This window comes from Roseobacter sp. FCG-D35, assembly GCF_033436665.1.
Classification (GTDB): Bacteria; Pseudomonadota; Alphaproteobacteria; order Rhodobacterales; family Rhodobacteraceae; genus JAWQFO01.
In genome coordinates, this window is sequence record NZ_JAWQFO010000001.1 from 415758 (window position 1) to 434616 (window position 18859).

The 18859-nt window shown below is 65.7% G+C and carries 20 protein-coding genes; 7 read left to right on the plus strand and 13 right to left on the minus strand.

Annotated elements, in window-relative coordinates; translation table 11 throughout:
- Nucleotides 1-27: 27 nt before the first annotated feature.
- On the plus strand, nucleotides 28-1242 hold the full coding sequence (locus R5H30_RS01795) for a bifunctional alpha/beta hydrolase/OsmC family protein (RefSeq protein WP_318326272.1): 1215 nt from the start codon (nucleotides 28-30) through the stop codon (nucleotides 1240-1242).
- A gap of 57 nt (nucleotides 1243-1299) precedes the next feature.
- Here R5H30_RS01795 and R5H30_RS01800 read toward each other — a convergent pair whose 3' ends face one another.
- Nucleotides 1300-1902: a biotin transporter BioY gene (locus R5H30_RS01800; protein ID WP_318326273.1), complete on the minus strand. Its 603-nt coding sequence runs from the start codon at nucleotides 1900-1902 to the stop codon at nucleotides 1300-1302.
- A 75-nt stretch (nucleotides 1903-1977) separates the two neighbouring features.
- Entirely contained in the window at nucleotides 1978-2436 is a 459-nt protein-coding gene (locus R5H30_RS01805; RefSeq protein ID WP_318326274.1) for a DUF6314 family protein, read from the minus strand.
- 125 nt (nucleotides 2437-2561) lie between these two features.
- Here R5H30_RS01805 and purB point away from each other — a divergent pair, with 125 nt between their 5' ends.
- The 4 genes from purB (at nucleotide 2562) to R5H30_RS01825 (ending at nucleotide 7160) form a co-directional block, all read left to right on the plus strand.
- The gene (purB, locus tag R5H30_RS01810; protein ID WP_318326275.1) at nucleotides 2562-3866 is read left to right on the plus strand and encodes an adenylosuccinate lyase; all 1305 of its coding nucleotides are present in this window, start codon (nucleotides 2562-2564) and stop codon (nucleotides 3864-3866) included.
- Nucleotides 3867-3970: 104 nt separating this feature from the next.
- Nucleotides 3971-4126 (plus strand): carbohydrate-binding module family 14 protein, encoded by a 156-nt coding sequence (locus R5H30_RS01815; RefSeq protein ID WP_318326276.1) that lies wholly within the window; start codon nucleotides 3971-3973, stop codon nucleotides 4124-4126.
- A 332-nt stretch (nucleotides 4127-4458) separates the two neighbouring features.
- A complete protein-coding gene (locus R5H30_RS01820; protein WP_318326764.1) occupies nucleotides 4459-5523 on the plus strand; it encodes a flagellar motor switch protein FliG in 1065 nt (354 codons plus the stop codon).
- A 737-nt stretch (nucleotides 5524-6260) separates the two neighbouring features.
- Entirely contained in the window at nucleotides 6261-7160 is a 900-nt protein-coding gene (locus R5H30_RS01825; protein WP_318326277.1) for a lysophospholipid acyltransferase family protein, read from the plus strand.
- Here the strand turns inward: R5H30_RS01825 and R5H30_RS01830 are convergent.
- Entirely contained in the window at nucleotides 7157-7852 is a 696-nt protein-coding gene (locus R5H30_RS01830) for a DUF1223 domain-containing protein (RefSeq protein ID WP_318326278.1), read from the minus strand. The genes R5H30_RS01825 and R5H30_RS01830 overlap by 4 nt on opposite strands.
- 224 nt (nucleotides 7853-8076) lie before the next feature.
- On the opposite strand from R5H30_RS01830, the gene acnA reads away from it, so the two are divergent.
- Nucleotides 8077-10848 (plus strand): aconitate hydratase AcnA, encoded by a 2772-nt coding sequence (acnA, locus tag R5H30_RS01835; protein WP_318326279.1) that lies wholly within the window; start codon nucleotides 8077-8079, stop codon nucleotides 10846-10848.
- 129 nt (nucleotides 10849-10977) lie between these two features.
- Here the strand turns inward: acnA and R5H30_RS01840 are convergent, their stop codons facing one another.
- Genes R5H30_RS01840 through yajC form a run of 10 tightly spaced genes read right to left on the minus strand, consistent with a single transcriptional unit; the run spans nucleotide 10978 to nucleotide 17802 of the window.
- Nucleotides 10978-11517, minus strand: coding sequence for a DsbE family thiol:disulfide interchange protein (locus R5H30_RS01840; protein ID WP_318326280.1), 540 nt, complete (start codon nucleotides 11515-11517; stop codon nucleotides 10978-10980).
- Entirely contained in the window at nucleotides 11510-11668 is a 159-nt protein-coding gene (ccmD, locus tag R5H30_RS01845; protein WP_318326281.1) for a heme exporter protein CcmD, read from the minus strand. Before ccmD ends, R5H30_RS01840 begins: the two co-directional genes overlap by 8 nt.
- Nucleotides 11665-12393, minus strand: coding sequence for a heme ABC transporter permease (locus R5H30_RS01850; RefSeq protein ID WP_318326282.1), 729 nt, complete (start codon nucleotides 12391-12393; stop codon nucleotides 11665-11667). The genes ccmD and R5H30_RS01850 overlap by 4 nt, the downstream gene beginning before the upstream one ends.
- Before the next feature lie 52 nt (nucleotides 12394-12445).
- Nucleotides 12446-13102, minus strand: coding sequence for a heme exporter protein CcmB (gene ccmB, locus R5H30_RS01855; RefSeq protein ID WP_318326283.1), 657 nt, complete (start codon nucleotides 13100-13102; stop codon nucleotides 12446-12448).
- A complete protein-coding gene (gene ccmA / locus R5H30_RS01860; RefSeq protein WP_318326284.1) occupies nucleotides 13099-13716 on the minus strand; it encodes a heme ABC exporter ATP-binding protein CcmA in 618 nt (205 codons plus the stop codon). The genes ccmB and ccmA overlap by 4 nt, the downstream gene beginning before the upstream one ends.
- Before the next feature lie 30 nt (nucleotides 13717-13746).
- Entirely contained in the window at nucleotides 13747-14100 is a 354-nt protein-coding gene (locus tag R5H30_RS01865) for an Mth938-like domain-containing protein (protein WP_318326285.1), read from the minus strand.
- Nucleotides 14101-14113: 13 nt separating this feature from the next.
- Nucleotides 14114-14866 carry a TSUP family transporter gene (locus R5H30_RS01870; RefSeq protein WP_318326286.1) on the minus strand — a complete coding sequence of 251 codons (753 nt, stop codon included), beginning with the start codon at nucleotides 14864-14866 and terminating at the stop codon, nucleotides 14114-14116.
- Nucleotides 14859-15827, minus strand: coding sequence for a protein translocase subunit SecF (gene secF / locus R5H30_RS01875; protein ID WP_318326287.1), 969 nt, complete (start codon nucleotides 15825-15827; stop codon nucleotides 14859-14861). Before secF ends, R5H30_RS01870 begins: the two co-directional genes overlap by 8 nt.
- Before the next feature lies 1 nt (nucleotide 15828).
- Nucleotides 15829-17490: a protein translocase subunit SecD gene (gene secD / locus R5H30_RS01880; protein ID WP_318326288.1), complete on the minus strand. Its 1662-nt coding sequence runs from the start codon at nucleotides 17488-17490 to the stop codon at nucleotides 15829-15831.
- A gap of 33 nt (nucleotides 17491-17523) precedes the next feature.
- Nucleotides 17524-17802, minus strand: a complete 279-nt coding sequence (gene yajC / locus R5H30_RS01885) for a preprotein translocase subunit YajC (protein WP_318326289.1) — start codon at nucleotides 17800-17802, stop codon at nucleotides 17524-17526.
- 254 nt (nucleotides 17803-18056) lie between these two features.
- Here yajC and R5H30_RS01890 point away from each other — a divergent pair, with 254 nt between their 5' ends.
- Nucleotides 18057-18848 carry a trypsin-like serine peptidase gene (locus R5H30_RS01890; RefSeq protein WP_318326290.1) on the plus strand — a complete coding sequence of 264 codons (792 nt, stop codon included), beginning with the start codon at nucleotides 18057-18059 and terminating at the stop codon, nucleotides 18846-18848.
- Nucleotides 18849-18859 lie beyond the last annotated feature (11 nt).

Here is an 18859-nt window from a genome sequence, read left to right on the forward strand (position 1 = left end):
ACTCTCTGAGCGAGAGGGAGACCTGCCATGCCGACCGAACGCCTGACCTTTGCCGGCCATGACGGCTCGGAGCTTGCCGCGCGGCTCGACCTGCCGGACGGACCGCACCTTGCCACGGCGCTTTTCGCGCACTGCTTCACTTGCGGCAAGGATATCCCGGCGGCGCGGCGGATATCCTCGCGCCTCGCGGCGATGGGAATCGCCGTGCTGCGCTTCGATTTCACCGGGCTGGGGCACTCGGGCGGCGAGTTCGGCAACACCGGCTTCACCTCGAACGTCGACGACCTGAAAGCAGCGGCGACGTTCTTGCGTGACCGCGGCATGGCGCCTGCTCTGCTGATCGGCCATTCGCTGGGCGGAGCGGCCGTACTGAAAGTCGCGCCGGAGATTTCCGGTGTACGCTCCGTGGCCACGATCGGGGCGCCGTTCGATCCCGGTCACGTCACGCATAATTTCGCCGAAGCCCTGCCGGAGATCGCCGATAAGGGCGATGCCGAAGTCAGCCTTGGCGGCCGCCCCTTCCGGATCACCCGCACCTTCGTCGAGGATGTCTCGCAGGCCTCGCTGAGCGACGCTGTCGGTCGGCTCAAGGCTGCGCTGATGGTTCTGCACGCGCCGCGCGATGCCGTCGTGGGGATCGAGAACGCCTCGCAGATCTTTACGAGCGCCCGGCACCCGAAAAGCTTCGTGAGCCTCGACGACGCAGACCACCTCGTCACCCGCACCGAGGATGCCGAATACGCCGCCGAGATCATCGCCGCCTGGGCCGGGCGCTACATCGACCTCGAACCGCCCGCTCCGCCGCCGGGCGCGCCGGAAGGGGTCGTGCGGGTCTCCGAAGTCGACCGCGACGGCTTTCTGCAGGACGTCAACGCCGGTCCGACCCATCACACGCTGGCAGATGAGCCCGTCTCTTTCGGTGGCAGCAATCGCGGCATGACGCCTTACGGGTTCCTGTCGGCGGGACTTGGCGCGTGCACGTCGATGACAATAAGGATGTACGCGCGGCGCAAGGGTTGGCCGCTCGAGCATGTCTCGGTCGACGTCTGCCACGACAAGGTTCACGCCGAGGACGCGGACGCGGACGCGCCGGAAAAGGTCGATACCTGGCGGCGGCGCATCACGCTGACCGGCGATCTCGACCCCGAGCAACGCCAGAAGCTTCTGGAGATCGCCGACAAGTGCCCGGTGCACCGGACTCTGGAACGACGCTCGACCGTGATCACGGAACTTTTTGATTAGAAAAGAAAAAGGCGCGGTTCGAAGACCGCGCCTTTTTCCATTAGTTTTCCTGATCGGTCAGGTACGAGCGTCGCCCACCGCTTTCCAGATCGCAGGGAAGAGCAGCGCCGCCAGCGCCAGTTTCACCGCGTCAAAGGGCAGGAAGTTGACCATGCCCCACTGCATGACCCAGGCTGCGCCCTTGTCGGCGAGGAAAAGGTAGGCCATCCACGGCAGGCCGAAGGCGTAGACGATCGCGTTGCCGATCAGCATCGCGAGGGCCATGCGGCCGACCGAGCGGTCCCAGCCGCGGCGCGCCAAGGCGCCCATGACGCCGGCGGCGACGACGAAGCCCACGAGGTAGCCGCCGGTCGCGCCCAGCATGTAGCTCAGCCCGTAATTCTCGGCGCTCGACGATGTGAAGACGTTGAAGCCCAGGACGCCGATGAGAAGGTAGCCCAGCAGCGTGACCAGACCCAGCCGCATGCCGAAGGAGGCGCCGATGCTCAGCACCACGAAAGTCTGCAGCGTGGCCGGCACTGGCCAGAACGGCACCTTGATCTTGGCGGCGATGGCCAGCATCGCGATGCCCAGTACGACGAGGACCGCCTGCTTGACACGCAGGGCCGTGCCACTGCGGGGGCCGAGCGTTTCGGCCAGGACGGATCGGGAGGCGGTCATTTGCATCGCGTCAGAACTCCTTGACGATGGATTTCCATCTGAATGCCGCAGGTGCGAGCCTCGTTCAAGTCCCGATCACGTCCAGGGTTCGTAAACGCTGTGCATGCGGTAGTCCTTGCGCGGCCCGGTCACCGTCCAATCAACGCTGAAAACCGGCCAGTCGTCGAAGGCGTAGCGCACGGCGTAGCGGTCCGGGTCGCACCAGTGCTCGGTCTCGCCCCCGAAGACCGGGACCTTGTGGAAGAACCGGCCGTCGCTGAACCAGACGCTGAGATCCTGTTTCCATAGGTACTGGCGCTCGGCCCGCATCGGCTTTTGACCGGGAATGCGCAGCACGCCGGTTTCGACATAGGTGAAGTCCGCGCCATCCGGGATCCACACCGCCTCCCCCTCGAACAGGGCATCCGGCCCTTCGGCGTGAAAGATCTGCCGGTCGAGCCGCCAGTGTCCTTCGAATTCGTCCAGATGCCGAGCCGCGCGAAGCAGTGTGCTTTCCTTTCCGGAGAAATGCGTGTCTGAAAAAAACCGACTCATGGGGCCGGTTCAGCGAGAGTGAGCGCCCGAAAGCACCGGGTTGCTCCCGCCGCCTTGCCGGCCCCCGCACGACAGTCTAAGAGCCAGCCAACCCTCAGAACAATACCCAACCGCACGAGGTGCCGATGATCCCCCGCTATTCCCGCCCCGACATGGTCGCGATCTGGTCACCCGAGACCAAGTTCCGAATCTGGTACGAGATCGAGGCCCATGCCTGCGACGCGATGGCCGATCTGGGCGTGATCCCGCGCGAGAATGCCGAAGCCGTCTGGAAAGCGAAGGATGTAGAGTTCGACGTCGCGCGCATCGACGAGATCGAGGCGGTGACCAAGCATGACGTCATCGCCTTCCTGACCCATCTTGCAGAGCATGTCGGCAGCGACGAGGCGCGCTTCGTGCATCAGGGGATGACGTCGTCAGACGTGCTCGACACCTGCTTCAACGTCCAGCTCAGCCGCGCCGCCGACATCCTGATCGCGGACATGGAAGGCCTGCTCGCGGCGCTCAAGCGCCGGGCGCTCGAGCACAAGGACACCGTGCGCATCGGACGCAGCCACGGCATCCATGCCGAACCGACGACCATGGGCCTGACCTTCGCGCGGTTCTACGCCGAGATGGACCGGAACCTGCGCCGCCTGAAAACCGCGCGCGAGGAGATCGCAACCGGGGCCATTTCGGGCGCGGTCGGCACCTTCGCCAACATCGATCCCGCGGTCGAGGAGCATGTCTGCGAGAAGCTGGGGCTGCGGCCCGAGCCGATCTCGACCCAGGTGATCCCGCGCGACCGTCACGCGGCTTTCTTTGCGGCCCTGGGTGTGGTGGCGAGCAGCATCGAGAACATCGCCACCGAAATCCGGCACATGCAGCGCACCGAGGTGCTGGAAGCCGAGGAGTTCTTCTCGGCCGGCCAGAAGGGTTCGTCGGCGATGCCGCACAAGCGCAACCCGGTGCTGACCGAGAACCTGACCGGTCTCGCGCGGCTGGTGCGCATGGCCGTGGTGCCGGCACTGGAGAACGTGGCACTCTGGCACGAGCGCGACATCTCGCACTCGTCGGTCGAGCGCAACATCGGGCCCGACACCACGATCACGCTGGACTTTGCGCTGGCGCGGCTCACGACTGTCGTCGACAAGCTGGTGATCTATCCCGAGAACATGCTGGCCAACATGAACAAGTTCCGCGGCCTCGTGATGTCGCAGCGCGTGCTGCTGGCGCTCACCCAGGCCGGGGTCAGCCGCGAGGACGCCTATCGTCTCGTACAGCGCAACGCGATGAAGGTCTGGGAAGAGGGCAAGGACTTCAAGACCGAGCTTCTGGGCGACGCCGAGGTGACCGCGGCGCTCAGTGCGGAGGAAATCGAGGAAAAGTTCGATCTCGGCTATCACACCAAGCATGTCGACACGATCTTTGCCCGGGTCTTCGGCACCTGATCGCGCTCACGCCATGCGTCCGCGCGAAATCGACCACGGCAGTTGACGCAAGGTCATGCCCTGCTAGGCTTCAGGGTACGAGAACCATGAGAAGGAGACTTGCAATGACCATGAGGACACTCGCCGTGTCGCTTGCGCTCTCCCTGGCACCGCTGGTGGCCCAGGCGGAATGCTTCGGCCATGAACGGCAGGTCATGAACTGCGCGGACGGTACCGTGTACGACGCGAACACCGGAACCTGCGTCGACGTAAACACCTGAGCGCGGGCAATCGGGTCGGGTGAAACAGGCCCGACCCTGATGCCTGACCAAGAACGAGGCGCGCCGTCTGGCGCGCCTTTGTCGTTGCGAAGCTGTACCGTGCGAGAGGATTTGCAGGAAACGCTCGGCGGTCGAGACGGCGGAACGAGGGGGCTGTCTGCCCCCTCGCGCTCCCCCGAGGATATTTGAGAACCAGAGAAATGCAGGATACCGCGCGCATTCGTCGTTCTGTGCGAGAAGATGTTGTACGCGCACCAGCGTGTTGCGCCAATCTTTACCATTGCCTGCGAGAAGGTGCGGGTAGTTTTCGGAAGGTGGGCAAGATGACCGACATGGTCCCCATGGCACCGTTTCCGGCCTTGCCGGGTGCGGAAGAAACCGCTCCTCCCCCGGTCAGCCTCAGCCGCCGGGCCAAGGCGGCCATCGTCGTTCGGCTGCTGATCAACGAAGGCGCCGATATTCCACTCGAGGATCTCCCCGAAGAGCTGCAGGCAGAGCTGACCAAGCAGATGGGGGCGATGCGCCTCGTCGACCGCAACACGCTGGCCAGCGTCATCGGCGAATTTGCCGACGAACTCGAGGCGGTCGGATTGTCATTCCCGGGCGGCATCGCCGGCGCGCTCGATGCGCTCGATGGGCGCATCTCGCACCAGACCGCGGAGCGACTGCGCAAGGAGGCCGGCGTGCGCCGCTATGGCGATCCCTGGGCACGCTTGTGCGAACTTGGGGCGGACAAGCTGCTTCCGGTCCTCGAGACGGAAAGCGTGGAGGTCGCCGCAGTGCTGCTGTCGAAACTGTCCGTGCCCCGCGCCGCCGAGCTTCTGGGCAGGCTGCCCGGCCCGCGGGCACGCCGGATCACCTATGCCGTCAGCCTGACCAGTGCCGTCAGCCCCGATGCGGTGGACCGGATCGGTCTCGCGCTGGCGATGCAGCTTGATGCCGCCCCCAAGGCCGCCTTTGCCGATGGTCCCGTAAAGCGCCTCGGGGCAATCCTGAACTCGACGCGGTCGAATACTCGCGACGAGGTTCTCGAAGGGCTAGACGAAGCCGACCGGGGGTTTGCAGACGAGGTCCGCAAGGCGATCTTCACCTTCGCAAACATCCCGCAGCGCATCGCCGCCCGGGACATTCCGCGTATTGCCCGCGACATCGACCAGGCAGAGCTTGTCACCGCTCTGGCCGGAGCGCCTGCGGCCGGACTCGGCGCCGCCGCCGAGTTCATCCTCGAGAACATGGCCGGCCGGATGGCCGACCAGTTGCGCGAGGAGATTGAAGAGCGCGGCACGGTCAAGCCGTCCGAGTTCGAGGAAGCAACCACAGCCCTGGTCCAGCGGATCCGCGATCTCGAGGCCTCCGGTGACCTTCTGCTGATCGTCGAGGAGGAGGACGCTGACTGACCGGGGGTCGGTTCAAGGTGGCGCGGTGCGGGTCTGGCGATCCGGAGCGGGCCGAAAGTCCGGTGCTGTCGCAAAAAAAATGGCACAGTCACGAGTTATCCAGTTCCTCCTTTCCTGGGCGCGGGCCATGCCAGGCAGCCACCTGCTTTCGTCGCGAGACTGCGCGACCTGCAGGATGGCACCAATCCCGGGCTGACGCGGCCCGTGTTTTGTGTCGACTGCCTGCGCCGTCCGTCCTGTGCCGGTACCCGGCCGTTCCAGCCAGGCAGAACTGGCCGGGTGAGGAATGCAGCTGGTCTATGCAGGCGATCGGCTTGAAACCGCGCTTGTGCGCCGCAGACAATCGGGATTCGGTCGGCGTGAGAAACGATCCGGGCGTCGTCGGCCGGTGAGATAACAGCGCGACCCGAGGTCAGGTGCGCGTTCTAAGGAAATCCGGTCCAATACAACTGGGTAAAGCGGGGTTCGCGCCCTTCGCCGCAGATGGACACCGATTGCCCGCGCAGGAAGGCAGCATTTCGCGCCGAGACCGGTCCGACACCATAGGAGGCAGCTGCACGAAACCGGCCCGGAACCATTCGGCGCGCCGCGCCAGAGTGGCCGGACGACTTGCATGTGCCAATGACGACCTTGGCCGGTCTTGCCCGGCAGCGCCGTGGCCGCTAGGTCTTCGGGGGCGATCGGTGCGGTGCGCCGGGCCACAGTCGCGCGAGGACCAGTCAGCAATCGGGGCGGCCGTGCCGAAAACAGACGAGACCACAGGCAGACGCGCGGGCCATTACCTCAGCAACCTCGTCGTCGTCGGCGTGATCCGGCTGGCACTCGCCCTGCCCTACGCAACCCGGGTCGCCTTCGTCGGGCGCGTCATGCGCCACGTCATCGGGCCGCTGGCCGGGTATCGGCGCCGCGCCCTGATGAATCTCAAGCTGATCTGGCCCGAGAGGCCCGACGCCGAACGCCGGGCCATCGCCGAAAACTGCCTCGACAACATGGGGCGCAGCTTCATCGAGAACTATTCCAGCGCGGAATTTCCGGTCCGCATGGCTGACCTGCCGCTGGAAGGCCCGGGGGTCGCAGCGCTCGAGTCCGCGGCGCGCGAGAAGCGGCCGGTGATCCTGGTGACCGGGCATTACGGGAACTACGAGGCCGTGCGCGCGGCGCTGGTCGGGCGCGGCTTCGATGTGGGCGGGCTCTACCGCAACATGGCGAATCCCTACTTCAACGACCATTACGTCCAGACGATGCAGGCCTTCGGCGGTCCGGTCTTCCCGCAGGGCCGCAGCGGCACCGCGGGGTTCGTCCGGCACCTCAAGAGCGGCGGCCAGCTGGTGCTGCTTTTCGACCAGCATGTGTTTCGCGCGCCGCTGTTCGATTTTCTCGGCCAGCCGGCCAACACCGCCATGTCGGCAGCCGAACTCGCGCTGCGCTATGACGCGCGCCTGATCCCGTTCTACGGCATTCGCCAGCCCGACGGTCTGAGCTTTCGCGGGGTCCTTGAAGCACCGGTGCCGCACAGTGATCCGGTGACGATGACCCAGGCGATGACCGACAGTCTCGCGGCGCGTGTCCGCGCGGATCCCGCGCAATGGTTCTGGGTGCACAGGCGCTGGCGGCCCGCCGGAAAGAAACCGGGCTAGCGCGCCTCGGCCGCGGCCAGGATCGGGCCATTGCCCGCCACCTGGATCAGCACCACCACTGGCAGCTCTCCGGCGGCTTCTGCCTCCATTTCGAGCGGTGCGGCCCCGTCCCACTGCCCGAGCACCGTCCAGCCTTCGGTCACGTTGACGTATTCGATGGACTTGCCCGCGTTCTCGCCCCGCGTGATATGCGCCGCCCGTTTCGGGGCGTAGCGCACCAGATGAACATCCATCGCGTCGGAGAGGTCCGCGACAGGCGTGGCGAGGATCATGACTCGCGCGCCGTCGCGTTCGAGGTCGAGCGAGACCTTCGCCGGTTGCGCCATGTGTTTCTCGATGGCCTTTTCGAGTTTCGCCGCTCTTGCGCCGACGATATCCGTCTCGCCGTTGACGATCATCTGCGGCGTGTAGATCGAATGGCGCCCCGCGAGCATCGCGTATTGCTTCTGGCGCGTGGTATAGCGCGGATCGGCGAACTCGTCTTTCCAGCCGATGTAATCCCAGTAGTCGACATGCAGCGACAGCGCGATCACGTCATTGCGTTCTGCAAGCGCGCCGAGGATCGCATCCGCCGGCGGGCAGCTCGAACAGCCCTGCGAGGTGAAGAGTTCCACCACCACCGGCGCATTCTCTGCCGATACCGGCGCGGACAGCATGCAGAGCGCCGCGCAGGCCTGCAGTAAACGTTTCATTTGATTCCCCGAGACGTATGCAAAAATGCCCTCCTTGCATATTGGCGCGGTCATGAAATGACCAATCAAGGTTTCTTGAAACTGCCAACCGACAGCCTTCCAATATTCGGTACACAATAGTATACCGCGACACGACTCATCCCGGATTTGAGTTGATCCCGCCTGCCCCATCGGGCAATGAACAGGCAAGCGACCAACAGATCTCCAGCCAAAGGAGCCATGAGATGCCCATCACCGTCGGCCACGATTCCTCGAAGACCCGCAAGACCCTGACCGTTGGCGACCAGTCCGTCGCCTACTACTCGATCCCGGCTGCGCAGGAGGCGGGCCTGGGCGATTTCTCGGTGCTGCCGGCGGCACTCAAGGTGGTGCTCGAGAACATGCTGCGCTTCGAGGACGGCAAGACGGTCAGCGTCGACGACATCAAGGCCTTCGCGGAATGGGGCGCGAAGGGGGGCAAGAACCCGCGCGAGATCGCCTATCGCCCGGCCCGCGTCCTGATGCAGGACTTCACCGGCGTGCCGGCAGTAGTCGACCTGGCGGCGATGCGTGACGGTCTGGTGGCGCTCGGTGGCGATGCCGACAAGATCAACCCGCTGAACCCGGTGGACCTGGTGATCGACCACTCGGTGATGATCGACGAGTTCGGCAACCCGCGCGCCTTCCAGATGAACGTGGACCGCGAGTACGAACGCAACATGGAGCGTTACACCTTTCTCAAGTGGGGGCAGAAAGCGTTCAACAACTTCCGCGTGGTGCCGCCCGGTACCGGCATCTGCCACCAGGTGAACCTCGAATACCTCGCCCAGACCGTCTGGACCGACACCGACCAGAACGGCGACACGGTGGCCTATCCCGACACGCTGGTCGGCACCGACAGCCACACGACGATGGTCAACGGGGCCGCCGTGCTGGGCTGGGGCGTCGGCGGCATCGAGGCCGAGGCGGCGATGCTCGGCCAGCCGATCTCTATGCTGATCCCCGAGGTTGTGGGTTTCGAGCTCACCGGCAGCATGATGGAAGGCACCACCGGGACCGACCTCGTCCTCAAGGTCGTCGAGATGCTGCGTGAAAAGGGCGTGGTGGGCAAGTTCGTCGAATTCTACGGCGCCGGTCTCGACAACCTGCCGCTGGCGGACCGTGCGACCATCGCCAACATGGCCCCCGAATACGGCGCGACCTGCGGCTTCTTCCCGATCGACGCCGAGACTCTGCGCTATCTCGAGATGACCGGGCGCGACAAGGATCGCGTGGCGCTGGTCGAAGCCTATGCCAAGGAGAACGGCTTCTGGCGCGGCGACGACTATGCACCGGTCTACACAGACACGCTGCATCTCGACATGGGGACCATTGTGCCGGCAATCTCGGGCCCGAAACGCCCGCAGGACTATATCGCGCTCGACCGCGCCGCGACCGCGTTTCACGCCTACGTCAAGGGCCAACGCTCGGCCAAGGATGCCTCGGAAAAAGCCGAGGTGCGCTGGGAAGGCGAAGGCGGGCAGCCGGAACCCACTGAGATTCCGGGCGACGAGGGCAGCCATCAGCGCGGCTACGTGTCGACGGACGACGGGGCCTACCAGATGCATGACGGCTCGATCGTGATCGCCTCGATCACCTCCTGCACCAACACCTCGAACCCTTACGTGATGATCGGCGCCGGTCTTGTTGCGCGCAAGGCGCACGAGCGCGGCCTGACGCGCAAGCCTTGGGTCAAGACCTCGCTGGCGCCGGGCAGCCAGGTAGTCTCCGCCTATCTCGAGGCGGCGGATCTGCAAAAGGACCTCGACGCCATCGGCTTCAACCTCGTGGGATACGGCTGCACCACCTGCATCGGCAATTCCGGCCCGCTGGCGCCGGAAATCTCCAAGTGCATCAACGACAACGACCTGATCGGGGTCTCGGTGCTGTCGGGCAACCGCAACTTCGAAGGCCGGATCAGCCCGGACGTACGCGCCAACTACCTCGCCTCGCCGCCGCTTGTGGTCGCCTACGCGCTGGTTGGCGACATGAACTTCGACATCTCGAAGGAACCGCTGGGCCGGGACAAGGACGGCAAGGACGTCTACCTCAAGGACATCTGGCCGACCCAGCAGGAGATCGCCGATCTGGTGCAGAAGACCGTCACCCGGGACGCCTTCCTGACCAAGTATGCCGACGTCTTCAAGGGCGACGAGAAGTGGCAGGATGTCGAGACCACCGACAGCAAGACCTACGACTGGCCGGCGGCCTCGACCTACGTGCAGAATCCGCCCTATTTCCAGGGCATGGGCAAGGAGCCCGGCACGATCACCAACATCGAGGGCGCCAGGGTGCTCGCAATCCTCGGCGACATGATCACCACCGACCACATCTCGCCGGCGGGTTCGTTCAAGGACACGACCCCCGCAGGCAAGTACCTGGTCGAGCGCCAGGTCCCGGTCCGCGAATTCAACTCTTACGGCAGCCGGCGCGGCAACCACGAGGTGATGATGCGCGGCACCTTCGCCAACATCCGGATCAAGAACGAGATGCTCGACGGGGTCGAGGGCGGCTACACCAAGGGGCCGGACGGCACGCAGACCTCGATCTACGATGCCGCGATGGCCTATCAGGAGAACGGCACGCCGCTGGTGATCTTCGGTGGCGAACAGTACGGCGCCGGGTCGAGCCGCGACTGGGCGGCCAAGGGCACGGCGCTGCTGGGCGTCAAGGCGGTGATCGCCGAGAGTTTCGAGCGCATCCACCGTTCGAACCTGGTCGGCATGGGCGTCATCCCCTTCGAATTCACCGGCGGTGACACCCGCAAATCGCTGAACCTTCAGGGCGACGAGACGGTATCAATCTCGGGGCTCGACACGATCGAACCGCTTCAGGAAGTGCCCTGCACAATCACCTACGGCGACGGGTCGGTGAAGGAGATCACGATCAAGTGCCGGATCGATACGGCCATCGAGATCGAGTACATCGAACACGGCGGTGTGCTGCACTACGTGCTGCGCAACCTCGCCGCGGCCTGATCTTCCGGCCGTCGACGCACGAAGCCCCGGTGGAAACGCCGGGGCTTTATGCGTTCAGGTGCATCGGTGGATCGCGGAAAAGAGTTTCATGCCTCCGGCGGGGATATTTCCGAACCAGAGAGGTGGGGATCAGTTCCGGAGGGCGTCCTCGAGCGCGGGCAGGAAGCGCTGTTCGTAGTCCGAGCCCACAAGCGGGCCGGCGAAGCGGAAGAGCACGGTGCCCTCGGCGTCGAGAATGAAGGTCTCGGGCGGCGCGGTGACACCCCAGTCGATGGCGGTGCGGCCCCGCGGGTCGAAGGCCACGGCGGCGAAAGGATTGCCGTCGTCCGCGAGGTAGCTCGTCGCCGCGCCTTCCTGATCCTTGAAGTTGACGCCGATCAGCGGGATGCCCTCGGCCTGCATCTCGAGCAGCCTGGGATGTTCGGCGTGACAGGGCGGGCACCAGCTGGCCCAGAAGTTGACCAACGTGACTTCGCCGCGCCGCAAATCCTCCGGCGTAACCGCGGGATAGCCCGGAAGCGCGACCTCGGTCACCGGCGGCGCCGGTTGCCCGACCAGGGTCGAGGGCAGGCCCTCGGGGTCGTCGCGGAACATGCCGACGGCGGCCAGTGCCACGAAGCCCGCGAAGATGAGCGGCGGGGCGATCATCAGCGGCGAGACCTTAGCCATCCTGCCGCCCCCTGCCCTCGATCCGGTCGAGTTCTGCGCGCACCTTGCGCCCACGCCGCAGGGTCAGGCCCACGAGCAGAGCCAGCAGCACAAACGAGGCGCCGTAGGCCGACAGCACGGCAACGGCATATTTGCCGAGGTCGGGGATCATGCGCGGGCCTCGCGTGCGAGCAGCGCACGGGCGCGGCGGACCCGGATCTCGGTGCCGGTGCGGTAGAACACGAGCGCCACGAACAGCAGGACGAAACCCGCGATGCAGACCAGCAGCGGAAACCAGAACACGTCGGCCACGTGTTCTTCCTTGTCGAGCGAAAGCGAGGCGCCCTGGTGCAGGCCCTGGTTCCAGAAATTCACGGCATAGCGCGACAGCACCGCGAAGACCGAGCCCACGAGACAGAGGATCGCGGTGAGATCGGCGGCGGTGTCGGGATCCTCGACCGCCTCCCAGAGCGCGATGTAGCCGAGATAGAACAGGAACAGGATCAGGAACGACGTGAGGCGCGGATCCCAGGCCCACCAGGTGCCCCACATCGGCTGGCCCCAGATGGCCCCGGTGGCCAGAGCGATAAGCGTCATCACCACGCCGACCGGGGCCGCCGCGCGGGCGGCAAGCGCGCTGACATGGTGCCGGCGCACCAGCCAGACCAGCGAGGCGACAAGCATCATGAACCACGCGTTGATCGCCATCAGCGCAGAGGGCACGTGCAGGTAGATGATCTTGACCGTCGAGCCCTGGCGGTAGTCGTCGGGGGTGAAGAAGAAGCCCCAGACCAGCCCGGCGGCGAGACACATCGCCGAGAGCCACCAGAGCGCGGGCAGGATGCGCTCGCTCAGGCGCAGGAACTTCACGGGGTTGGCGTATTCCCAGAGAGACATGCAGCCTACCTAATCGCGGCGCGCGCGGCGCTCAATGGCCAAAGTGCCGCCCTCACCGCAAGTTCACCCGCAGGACGAGCGCGGCGGCGAAGGGCATCAAGGCGATGACGCCGCAGCTGATCCCGGCCAGCAGGGCCAGCGGGGTCGCGAGGTCGAGGCCCGCCGCGCCGCGTCGCGCCACCTCGGCCCCGAAGATCAGGGTCGGGACGTAGAGCGGCAGCACCAGCAGCGACATCAGAAGACCACCGCGCTTGATCCCGACGGTCAGGGCGGCGCCGAAAGTTCCGATCATCGAGAGCGCCGGCGTGCCGAGCAGCAGCGAGAGCACGAGCCAGGCGTAGCCCGGCAAGGGCAGGTTCAAAAGCACCCCGAGGACAGGGGCGGCCAGCACCAGCGGCAGGCCGGTGGTGATCCAGTGTGCCAGCGCCTTGACGCCCAGCACGCCTTCGAGCGGCAGCGGCGCGGTAGCCAGAAGGTCGAGCGATCCGTCATCCCAGTCGAGCGCAAGGATGCGGTCGAGCGACAACAGGCAGGCTAGCAATGCGCCGAGCCAGAGGATGCCGGGCGCGATGCGGCCCAGAAGTTGCGGCTCGGGCCCTACTCCGAAGGGCACCAGGACTGTGACGATGAGAAAGAAGGCCAGTCCCAGCCCGAAGCCGCCACCTGCGCGCAGGGCCAGCGCCAGGTCACGGCGCAGAAGCGCGATCACAGGAACGCCTCGTCGCTGGCGCCGGCGTGGGTTCCCGGCGCCGCGCGAAACCGAGAAAGATCGAGCGCCCGGGCTTCGAGCCCGAGATCGACATGGGTGGCGATCAGAGCGGAGCCACCCTGCCCCAGATGCGCGCGTATCGCCTCGGCGAAGAGCGCAACAGATCTCGCGTCGAGCGACACGGTCGGTTCGTCGAGCACCCAGAGCGGTCGCCCGGTCACCAAGAGCCGCGCGAGCCCGAGGCGGCGTTTCTGACCGGCGGAGAGCGTTCCGGCCAACCGGTCCCCGAGGCCGGCGAGATCGAATGCGGCGAGTGCCGCGTCGATCGTCCTTTGCCCGAAGACGCGGGCCCAGAACGCGAGGTTTTCCTCCACGGTGAGCATCGCCTTCAACCCGTCGGCATGGCCGGCGTAGGCAACCTGGTCTTCGGCGCCGGAAACGCGGCCCGAGAGCGGTGGCTGCAGCCCTGCGACGGTGCGCAGAAGGGTCGTCTTGCCGACACCATTGGGTCCGCGCAGGACCAGAGCCTCGCCTGCACCGAGACGGAAAGACACGCCGGTCAGGACCGGAAAGCCACCGCGCGCGACGCAGAGATCGGAGACGTCGAGGGTCATCTGGGGTTTGCAGTCACCTGAGCTTCGCGATCACACCGGGATCAGGGCCAGCGCCACGCGGCGGCCTTCGCTCAGCAGGATATTGTAGGTCCGGCAGGCGGCGGGCGAGGCCATCACCTCGATGCCGAGACCGGCGTCCTCGAGGCGCGCGCGCAGAGCGGTGGGGATATGTGCCGTCTCGCCGCCCGTACCGACGAAGATCACGTCCGCCGCGTCGGCGACCGCGAGCAGCGTCTCGGCGTCCTCATAGCCGCCCCAGGGGCAGGTCCCGGCCTGGCTGGTCAATACCGGGCCGTCGAAGACCTCGCCGCCGATGCGAAAAAACCCGGGGCCGTAGCCGTCGACGGGCCGCGCGTCGGTGAATGTGATCTCGTTCAGACGCATGGTGCAGTCTCCGTCAGTTCCAGATCGGCAGGCCGACAATAGCCGATGTGGCGATGATGATATAGGCCACCACGCGGTAGGCACGATCGAAATCCGGCCGGAAGATCGCGGCGCCGGCGAGATTGCCCAGAACATTCGGGACCGCAAGCAGAAGACCGATCCAGACCGCCTCGGCGTAGAGGGTTCCGTTCTCGGCGTAAACGCCCATCAGGACGATGTCGTAGAGAAACAGGAAGGCCATCGTGGTGCCGCGCACCACGTCCGCGGGCAGCCGGCTGGCGAGGTAAAGCAGGATGAGCGGCGGGCCTGGAAGACCCGCGACGCCGCCCAGCACGCCGCAAAGACCGCCCGTGACCAGCACCAGCGTCGGGGTCATGGCGCCGCGGTACCGCAGGCCCGAGATCAGCAGGCCCAGCATGACCAGCGCAAGAACGCTTACCGCAGAGCGGAAAAGGTCGGGATCGAGCGTGATCAGAATCGCAACGCCGATCGGAAGGCCGAGAACCATCGCGCCTGCGAGCCGCGCGAGATCCGGCAGATGCACCGTGCGCACGGCGCGGCGCAGGATCGGCAGAGGTCCGAAGAAATCCGCGATGGTCATCGCCGTGATCGCCGCGATCGGCGGCAAGAACACCGCGCTCACGGGAAGCAGAACCAGCCCCGAGCCGAAGCCCGCGAACCCGCGCACCGTGCCCGCTGCGAAAGAGGCAAGGGCCAGCCAGATCAGACCTTCCGTCGCAAGCGCGGCGGAAAGCGCGTCAGGCATCCACGTTCGAGAACTGCGTTCCGGCGTTGGCGTCTGGCTTGGACCAGTCGCGCTTGACCCCGAGGTAGAGCAGGATGGCCGAGGCCACGAAGATCGACGAGTAGGTGCCGACAATCACGCCCCAGATCATCGCGAAGACGAAGCCGCGGATGACGTCGCCGCCGAGCACGTAGAGCGATACCAGCGCCAAGAGCGTGGTCAGCGAGGTCATGATCGTGCGGCTCAGCGTCTCGTTTATCGACAGGTTCAGAACTTCTTTCAGCGGACGCTTCTTGTACTTTCGCAGGTTCTCGCGGACACGGTCGAAGACCACCACGGTATCGTTCAGCGAATAGCCGACGATGGTCAGCAGCGCCGCGATGATCGCGAGATCGAACCGGATCTGGATCTCCGAGAACACCCCGATGGTCAGCACTACGTCATGCACCAGTGCCAGCACGGCCCCGAGCGCGAACTGCCATTCGAAACGCAGCCAGATGTAGACCAGCACAGCCGCGATGGCGAGCGCCACGGCGATGACCGCGGTCTGGATCAACTCGCCCGATACCTTGGGACCGACGGATTCCACCGACACGAACTCGATATCCGGCCGGACCGTGCGCAGCGCCTCCTGGACGGCGGTGATCAATTCGGCCGAGACGGCCTCCTGGTCGTCCTGGGCCTGGATGCGGATCATCGCGACGTTCTCGTCCGGACCGAAGGTCGGGTCGAAGATCTCGGTGATGGTGATGTCGCCAAGCTCGAGCGGGTCGATCGCACCACGGTATTCCCCGATATCGACCGGGCGCGGGCTTTCGGTCCTGATCGTCGTCCCGCCGCGGAAGTCGATCCCGAAGTTCAATCCCTGCACCATGAAGGAGCCGAAGGCGACCACCATCATCACCGCGGAAATGCCGAGCCACAGCTTCCAGCGGCTGAAGAAATCGAAGGACGTTTCGTCTTTGACCAGTCTCAGGCGCATGTCAGACCTCGATCGTCTTGGGGCGGCGGCGTTCGAACCAGATGATCACCAGCAGGCGCGTCACGAAGATCGCGGTGAACACGGAAGTGATGATTCCCAGCCCGAGGGTGATCGCGAAGCCACGGACCGGCCCCGATCCCATCGCGAAGAGGATGATGGCGGTGATCAGCGTGGTGATGTTGGCGTCGACGATGGCCGACATCGCCCGCTCGTAGCCGAGGCTAATCGCGCGCGCAGGTCCCTTGGCAGTTCTCAATTCCTCGCGGATTCGCTCGAAGATCAGTACGTTGGCGTCGACCGCCATGCCGACGGTCAGCACGATCCCGGCGATGCCCGGCAGTGTCAGCGTGGCGCCGATCAGGCTGAGCAGACCGAAGATCAGGCCGATGTTCACGATCAAAGCGACGTTGGCGAAGAACCCGAACAATCCGTAGCTCAGCCCCATGAACACGAGCACCGCGGCAAAAGCGACCATCGTCGCAACCTTGCCGGCGTCGATGCTGTCCTGGCCCAGTTCCGGACCGATGGTGCGTTCCTCGAGGAAGTCGAGCCCCGCGGGCAGCGCGCCGGCGCGCAGCAGGATGGCGAGGTTCGTGGACTCTTCCACGCTGAAATTGCCTGTGATGATGCCCGAGCCGCCGGGGATATGGCTCTGGATCACCGGGGCGCTGATCACCTCGTCGTCGAGCACGATGGCGAAGGGCGCGCCGATATTCTCGGCGGTATAGTCGCCGAACTTGCGCGCGCCCGCGGTGTTGAAGCGGAAGTTGACCGCCGGACGGCTGCTCTGGTCGAAGGCGGGCTGCGCATCGACCAGCTCTTCGCCGGTGACCACAGGTGCGGATTCGATGACATAGAAGGTGCCGGGCTCGTCGAGCGAGGGCACGATCTTGTTGCCGATGCCGGGATTGACGTCGCCGTCGCTGCCCCGCGACACGACCGGGTTGAAGGTCAACTGCGCCGTGGTGCCGATGATTTCCTTGAGCTCGCCGGCAGAACCGATGCCAGGCACCTGTATCAGGATCCGGCTGGCGCCCTGCCGCTGGATCGTCGGCTCACGCGTTCCGACTTCGTCGATCCGCCGGCGAATGATCTCGAGGCTCTGCTGCACGGTCCGCTCGTCGGTGGCGAGCCGTTCGGCCTCGGTCAGGTTCACGATGATCGTGTCGCCCTCGGCACGCGCCTCGATGTCGGTGACTCCGACACCGGTCAGCGACGTGACCGGGTTCGCGAGGCCGCGCACGACCTCCAGCGCCCGGTCCATACCTTCGGGCTGCGAGATCTTGACGCGCAGCTCGTCTTCGGGGCCGGGCTGAAGGCGGATCGTGCCGACGGTGGACCGTTCCGGCCGAAGCGCGTCGCGGACGTCGGGCCAGAGCACTTCCATGCGGCTGGCATAGACGTCCTCGACCTGGACCTCGGCCAGAAGATGCGCGCCGCCGCGCAGGTCGAGACCGAGGTTGACGAGGCCGGAGGGCAGCCAGGATGGCCACTGGCCGGCCTGAGCTTCGAGTTCGGGCGACGACGACCCCAGCTCGATTGCCGCAACGGCGTCATTGTGCTGCTCGACGCGGGTATAAAAGGCATTGGGAAACGCCATCGCGAGACCACCGACGCACAAAAGCACGATCAGGACGCGTTTCCAGGTTTCAAGCTGAATCATAATGGCGCCTTTTCAGCGTCTTGGAGCGTGACGTTACTTTGCGGGCTCGGTCTTGGAGATCACCGTGGCGATGGTGTTCTGGATCACCCGGACCTTGACGCCCTCTGCGATCTCGAGCTCGAGTTCGCCGTCGTCCTTGACCTTCGAGACCTTGCCCACGATGCCGCCCTGGGTCACCACCTGGTCGCCCCGGCGCAACGCCTTCACCATGGCCTGATGTTCCTTCATCTTCTTCTGCTGCGGCCGGATGAGCAGGAAGTACATGATTGCGAAAATCAGGATGAGGGGAACGAACTGGGCGACACCTTCCATGGGGCGATCCTTCTTGTGGCTGGCTGGGGGCGGCTGCCCGAATTTCGGCAGAACCTATGGGCTGCGGCGGTGCAGCGCAAGGTGAAAGCAAGCCGCGTTTCGTCGGGTTTTTCGAGACCGTCGCACGGCGCATTTCGGATTCGGGCTTGGCCTCGTCCCGCCCGCGCGCCATCATGGCACCGTCGCGTGTCCGGCTAAGAAACACCGGTTCCGCGTAACCGCCCGCCCACCCTGTCATGCGGCCCCGGGACCCGATGAAACGTCATTGCCTCGCCTCCCTGCTGTCGCTTGTCTTCGCCCTGCCTCTCGCAGTCGGGGCCGGGGCGCAGGACGCGTCGACGGCGGCCGAGGCACAGGCACCCGTGCAAGTCCTCATGTTGCCGCTTCTCGAACCGGATGAGCGCGCGCGGTGGACGGCCATCGGAGCGGTCAACAGGGCCGGGTTGACGACACGGGCGGGATGCACCGGCACCTTGGTGGCGCCTGACCTCGTGCTGACGGCCGCGCACTGCGTGCCGAACCAATGGGGACCCGACGCGGCCGGCGGCCACAGGGTATTTGTCGCGGGCCTGGATGTCGGCGGGCACGTGACGCACCGGCGCTCGGACGAGATCACCCAGCACCCGGTCTATCTGGCCGCGCGCGGCACCATGCGGTTCGGCTTCGACATCGCCGTCTTCACGCTCGACACGCCGATCCCGAGCGATCTCGTTGCGCCGCTCGAGATCGCACCGCGTGAGGCCGAGCGCGCGGCCGACCGGTTCGGCATTGTCGGCTATGCGCGCAAACGCCCCTACGCGCTCTCCGGTCGTTTCGATTGCCTGCCCGTCCCGTCGCCCTACCCCGGCGCGATCGTCACAGACTGCCCCGTGGTCAGTGGCAACTCGGGCGCGCCGCTACTGGTCGAGGCGGACGGCAAATGGCGTGTCGCCGGGGTCCTCGTGGCGACATTGGGCAAGGTCGGACCGGGGCGGTCGATGGCCATTCCCCTGCCCGACTGGGTGCGCGACCGCATCGACGCCGCGCGCGAAGCGGCGGGCGGCTGACGCGCGGCACG

Bases quoted from the DNA above. Each gene is read 5' to 3' on its own strand.
- R5H30_RS01795 (WP_318326272.1), top strand. From the start codon at position 28: ATGCCGACCGAACGCCTGACCTTTGCCGGCCATGACGGCTCGGAGCTT.
- R5H30_RS01800 (WP_318326273.1), bottom strand. From the start codon at position 1,902: ATGACCGCCTCCCGATCCGTCCTGGCCGAAACGCTCGGCCCCCGCAGT.
- R5H30_RS01805 (WP_318326274.1), bottom strand. From the start codon at position 2,436: ATGAGTCGGTTTTTTTCAGACACGCATTTCTCCGGAAAGGAAAGCACA.
- purB (WP_318326275.1), top strand. From the start codon at position 2,562: ATGATCCCCCGCTATTCCCGCCCCGACATGGTCGCGATCTGGTCACCC.
- R5H30_RS01815 (WP_318326276.1), top strand. From the start codon at position 3,971: ATGACCATGAGGACACTCGCCGTGTCGCTTGCGCTCTCCCTGGCACCG.
- R5H30_RS01820 (WP_318326764.1), top strand. From the start codon at position 4,459: ATGGTCCCCATGGCACCGTTTCCGGCCTTGCCGGGTGCGGAAGAAACC.
- R5H30_RS01830 (WP_318326278.1), bottom strand. From the start codon at position 7,852: ATGAAACGTTTACTGCAGGCCTGCGCGGCGCTCTGCATGCTGTCCGCG.
- acnA (WP_318326279.1), top strand. From the start codon at position 8,077: ATGCCCATCACCGTCGGCCACGATTCCTCGAAGACCCGCAAGACCCTG.
- R5H30_RS01840 (WP_318326280.1), bottom strand. From the start codon at position 11,517: ATGGCTAAGGTCTCGCCGCTGATGATCGCCCCGCCGCTCATCTTCGCG.
- ccmD (WP_318326281.1), bottom strand. From the start codon at position 11,668: ATGATCCCCGACCTCGGCAAATATGCCGTTGCCGTGCTGTCGGCCTAC.
- R5H30_RS01850 (WP_318326282.1), bottom strand. From the start codon at position 12,393: ATGTCTCTCTGGGAATACGCCAACCCCGTGAAGTTCCTGCGCCTGAGC.
- ccmA (WP_318326284.1), bottom strand. From the start codon at position 13,716: ATGACCCTCGACGTCTCCGATCTCTGCGTCGCGCGCGGTGGCTTTCCG.
- R5H30_RS01865 (WP_318326285.1), bottom strand. From the start codon at position 14,100: ATGCGTCTGAACGAGATCACATTCACCGACGCGCGGCCCGTCGACGGC.
- R5H30_RS01870 (WP_318326286.1), bottom strand. From the start codon at position 14,866: ATGCCTGACGCGCTTTCCGCCGCGCTTGCGACGGAAGGTCTGATCTGG.
- secF (WP_318326287.1), bottom strand. From the start codon at position 15,827: ATGCGCCTGAGACTGGTCAAAGACGAAACGTCCTTCGATTTCTTCAGC.
- secD (WP_318326288.1), bottom strand. From the start codon at position 17,490: ATGATTCAGCTTGAAACCTGGAAACGCGTCCTGATCGTGCTTTTGTGC.
- yajC (WP_318326289.1), bottom strand. From the start codon at position 17,802: ATGGAAGGTGTCGCCCAGTTCGTTCCCCTCATCCTGATTTTCGCAATC.
- R5H30_RS01890 (WP_318326290.1), top strand. From the start codon at position 18,057: ATGAAACGTCATTGCCTCGCCTCCCTGCTGTCGCTTGTCTTCGCCCTG.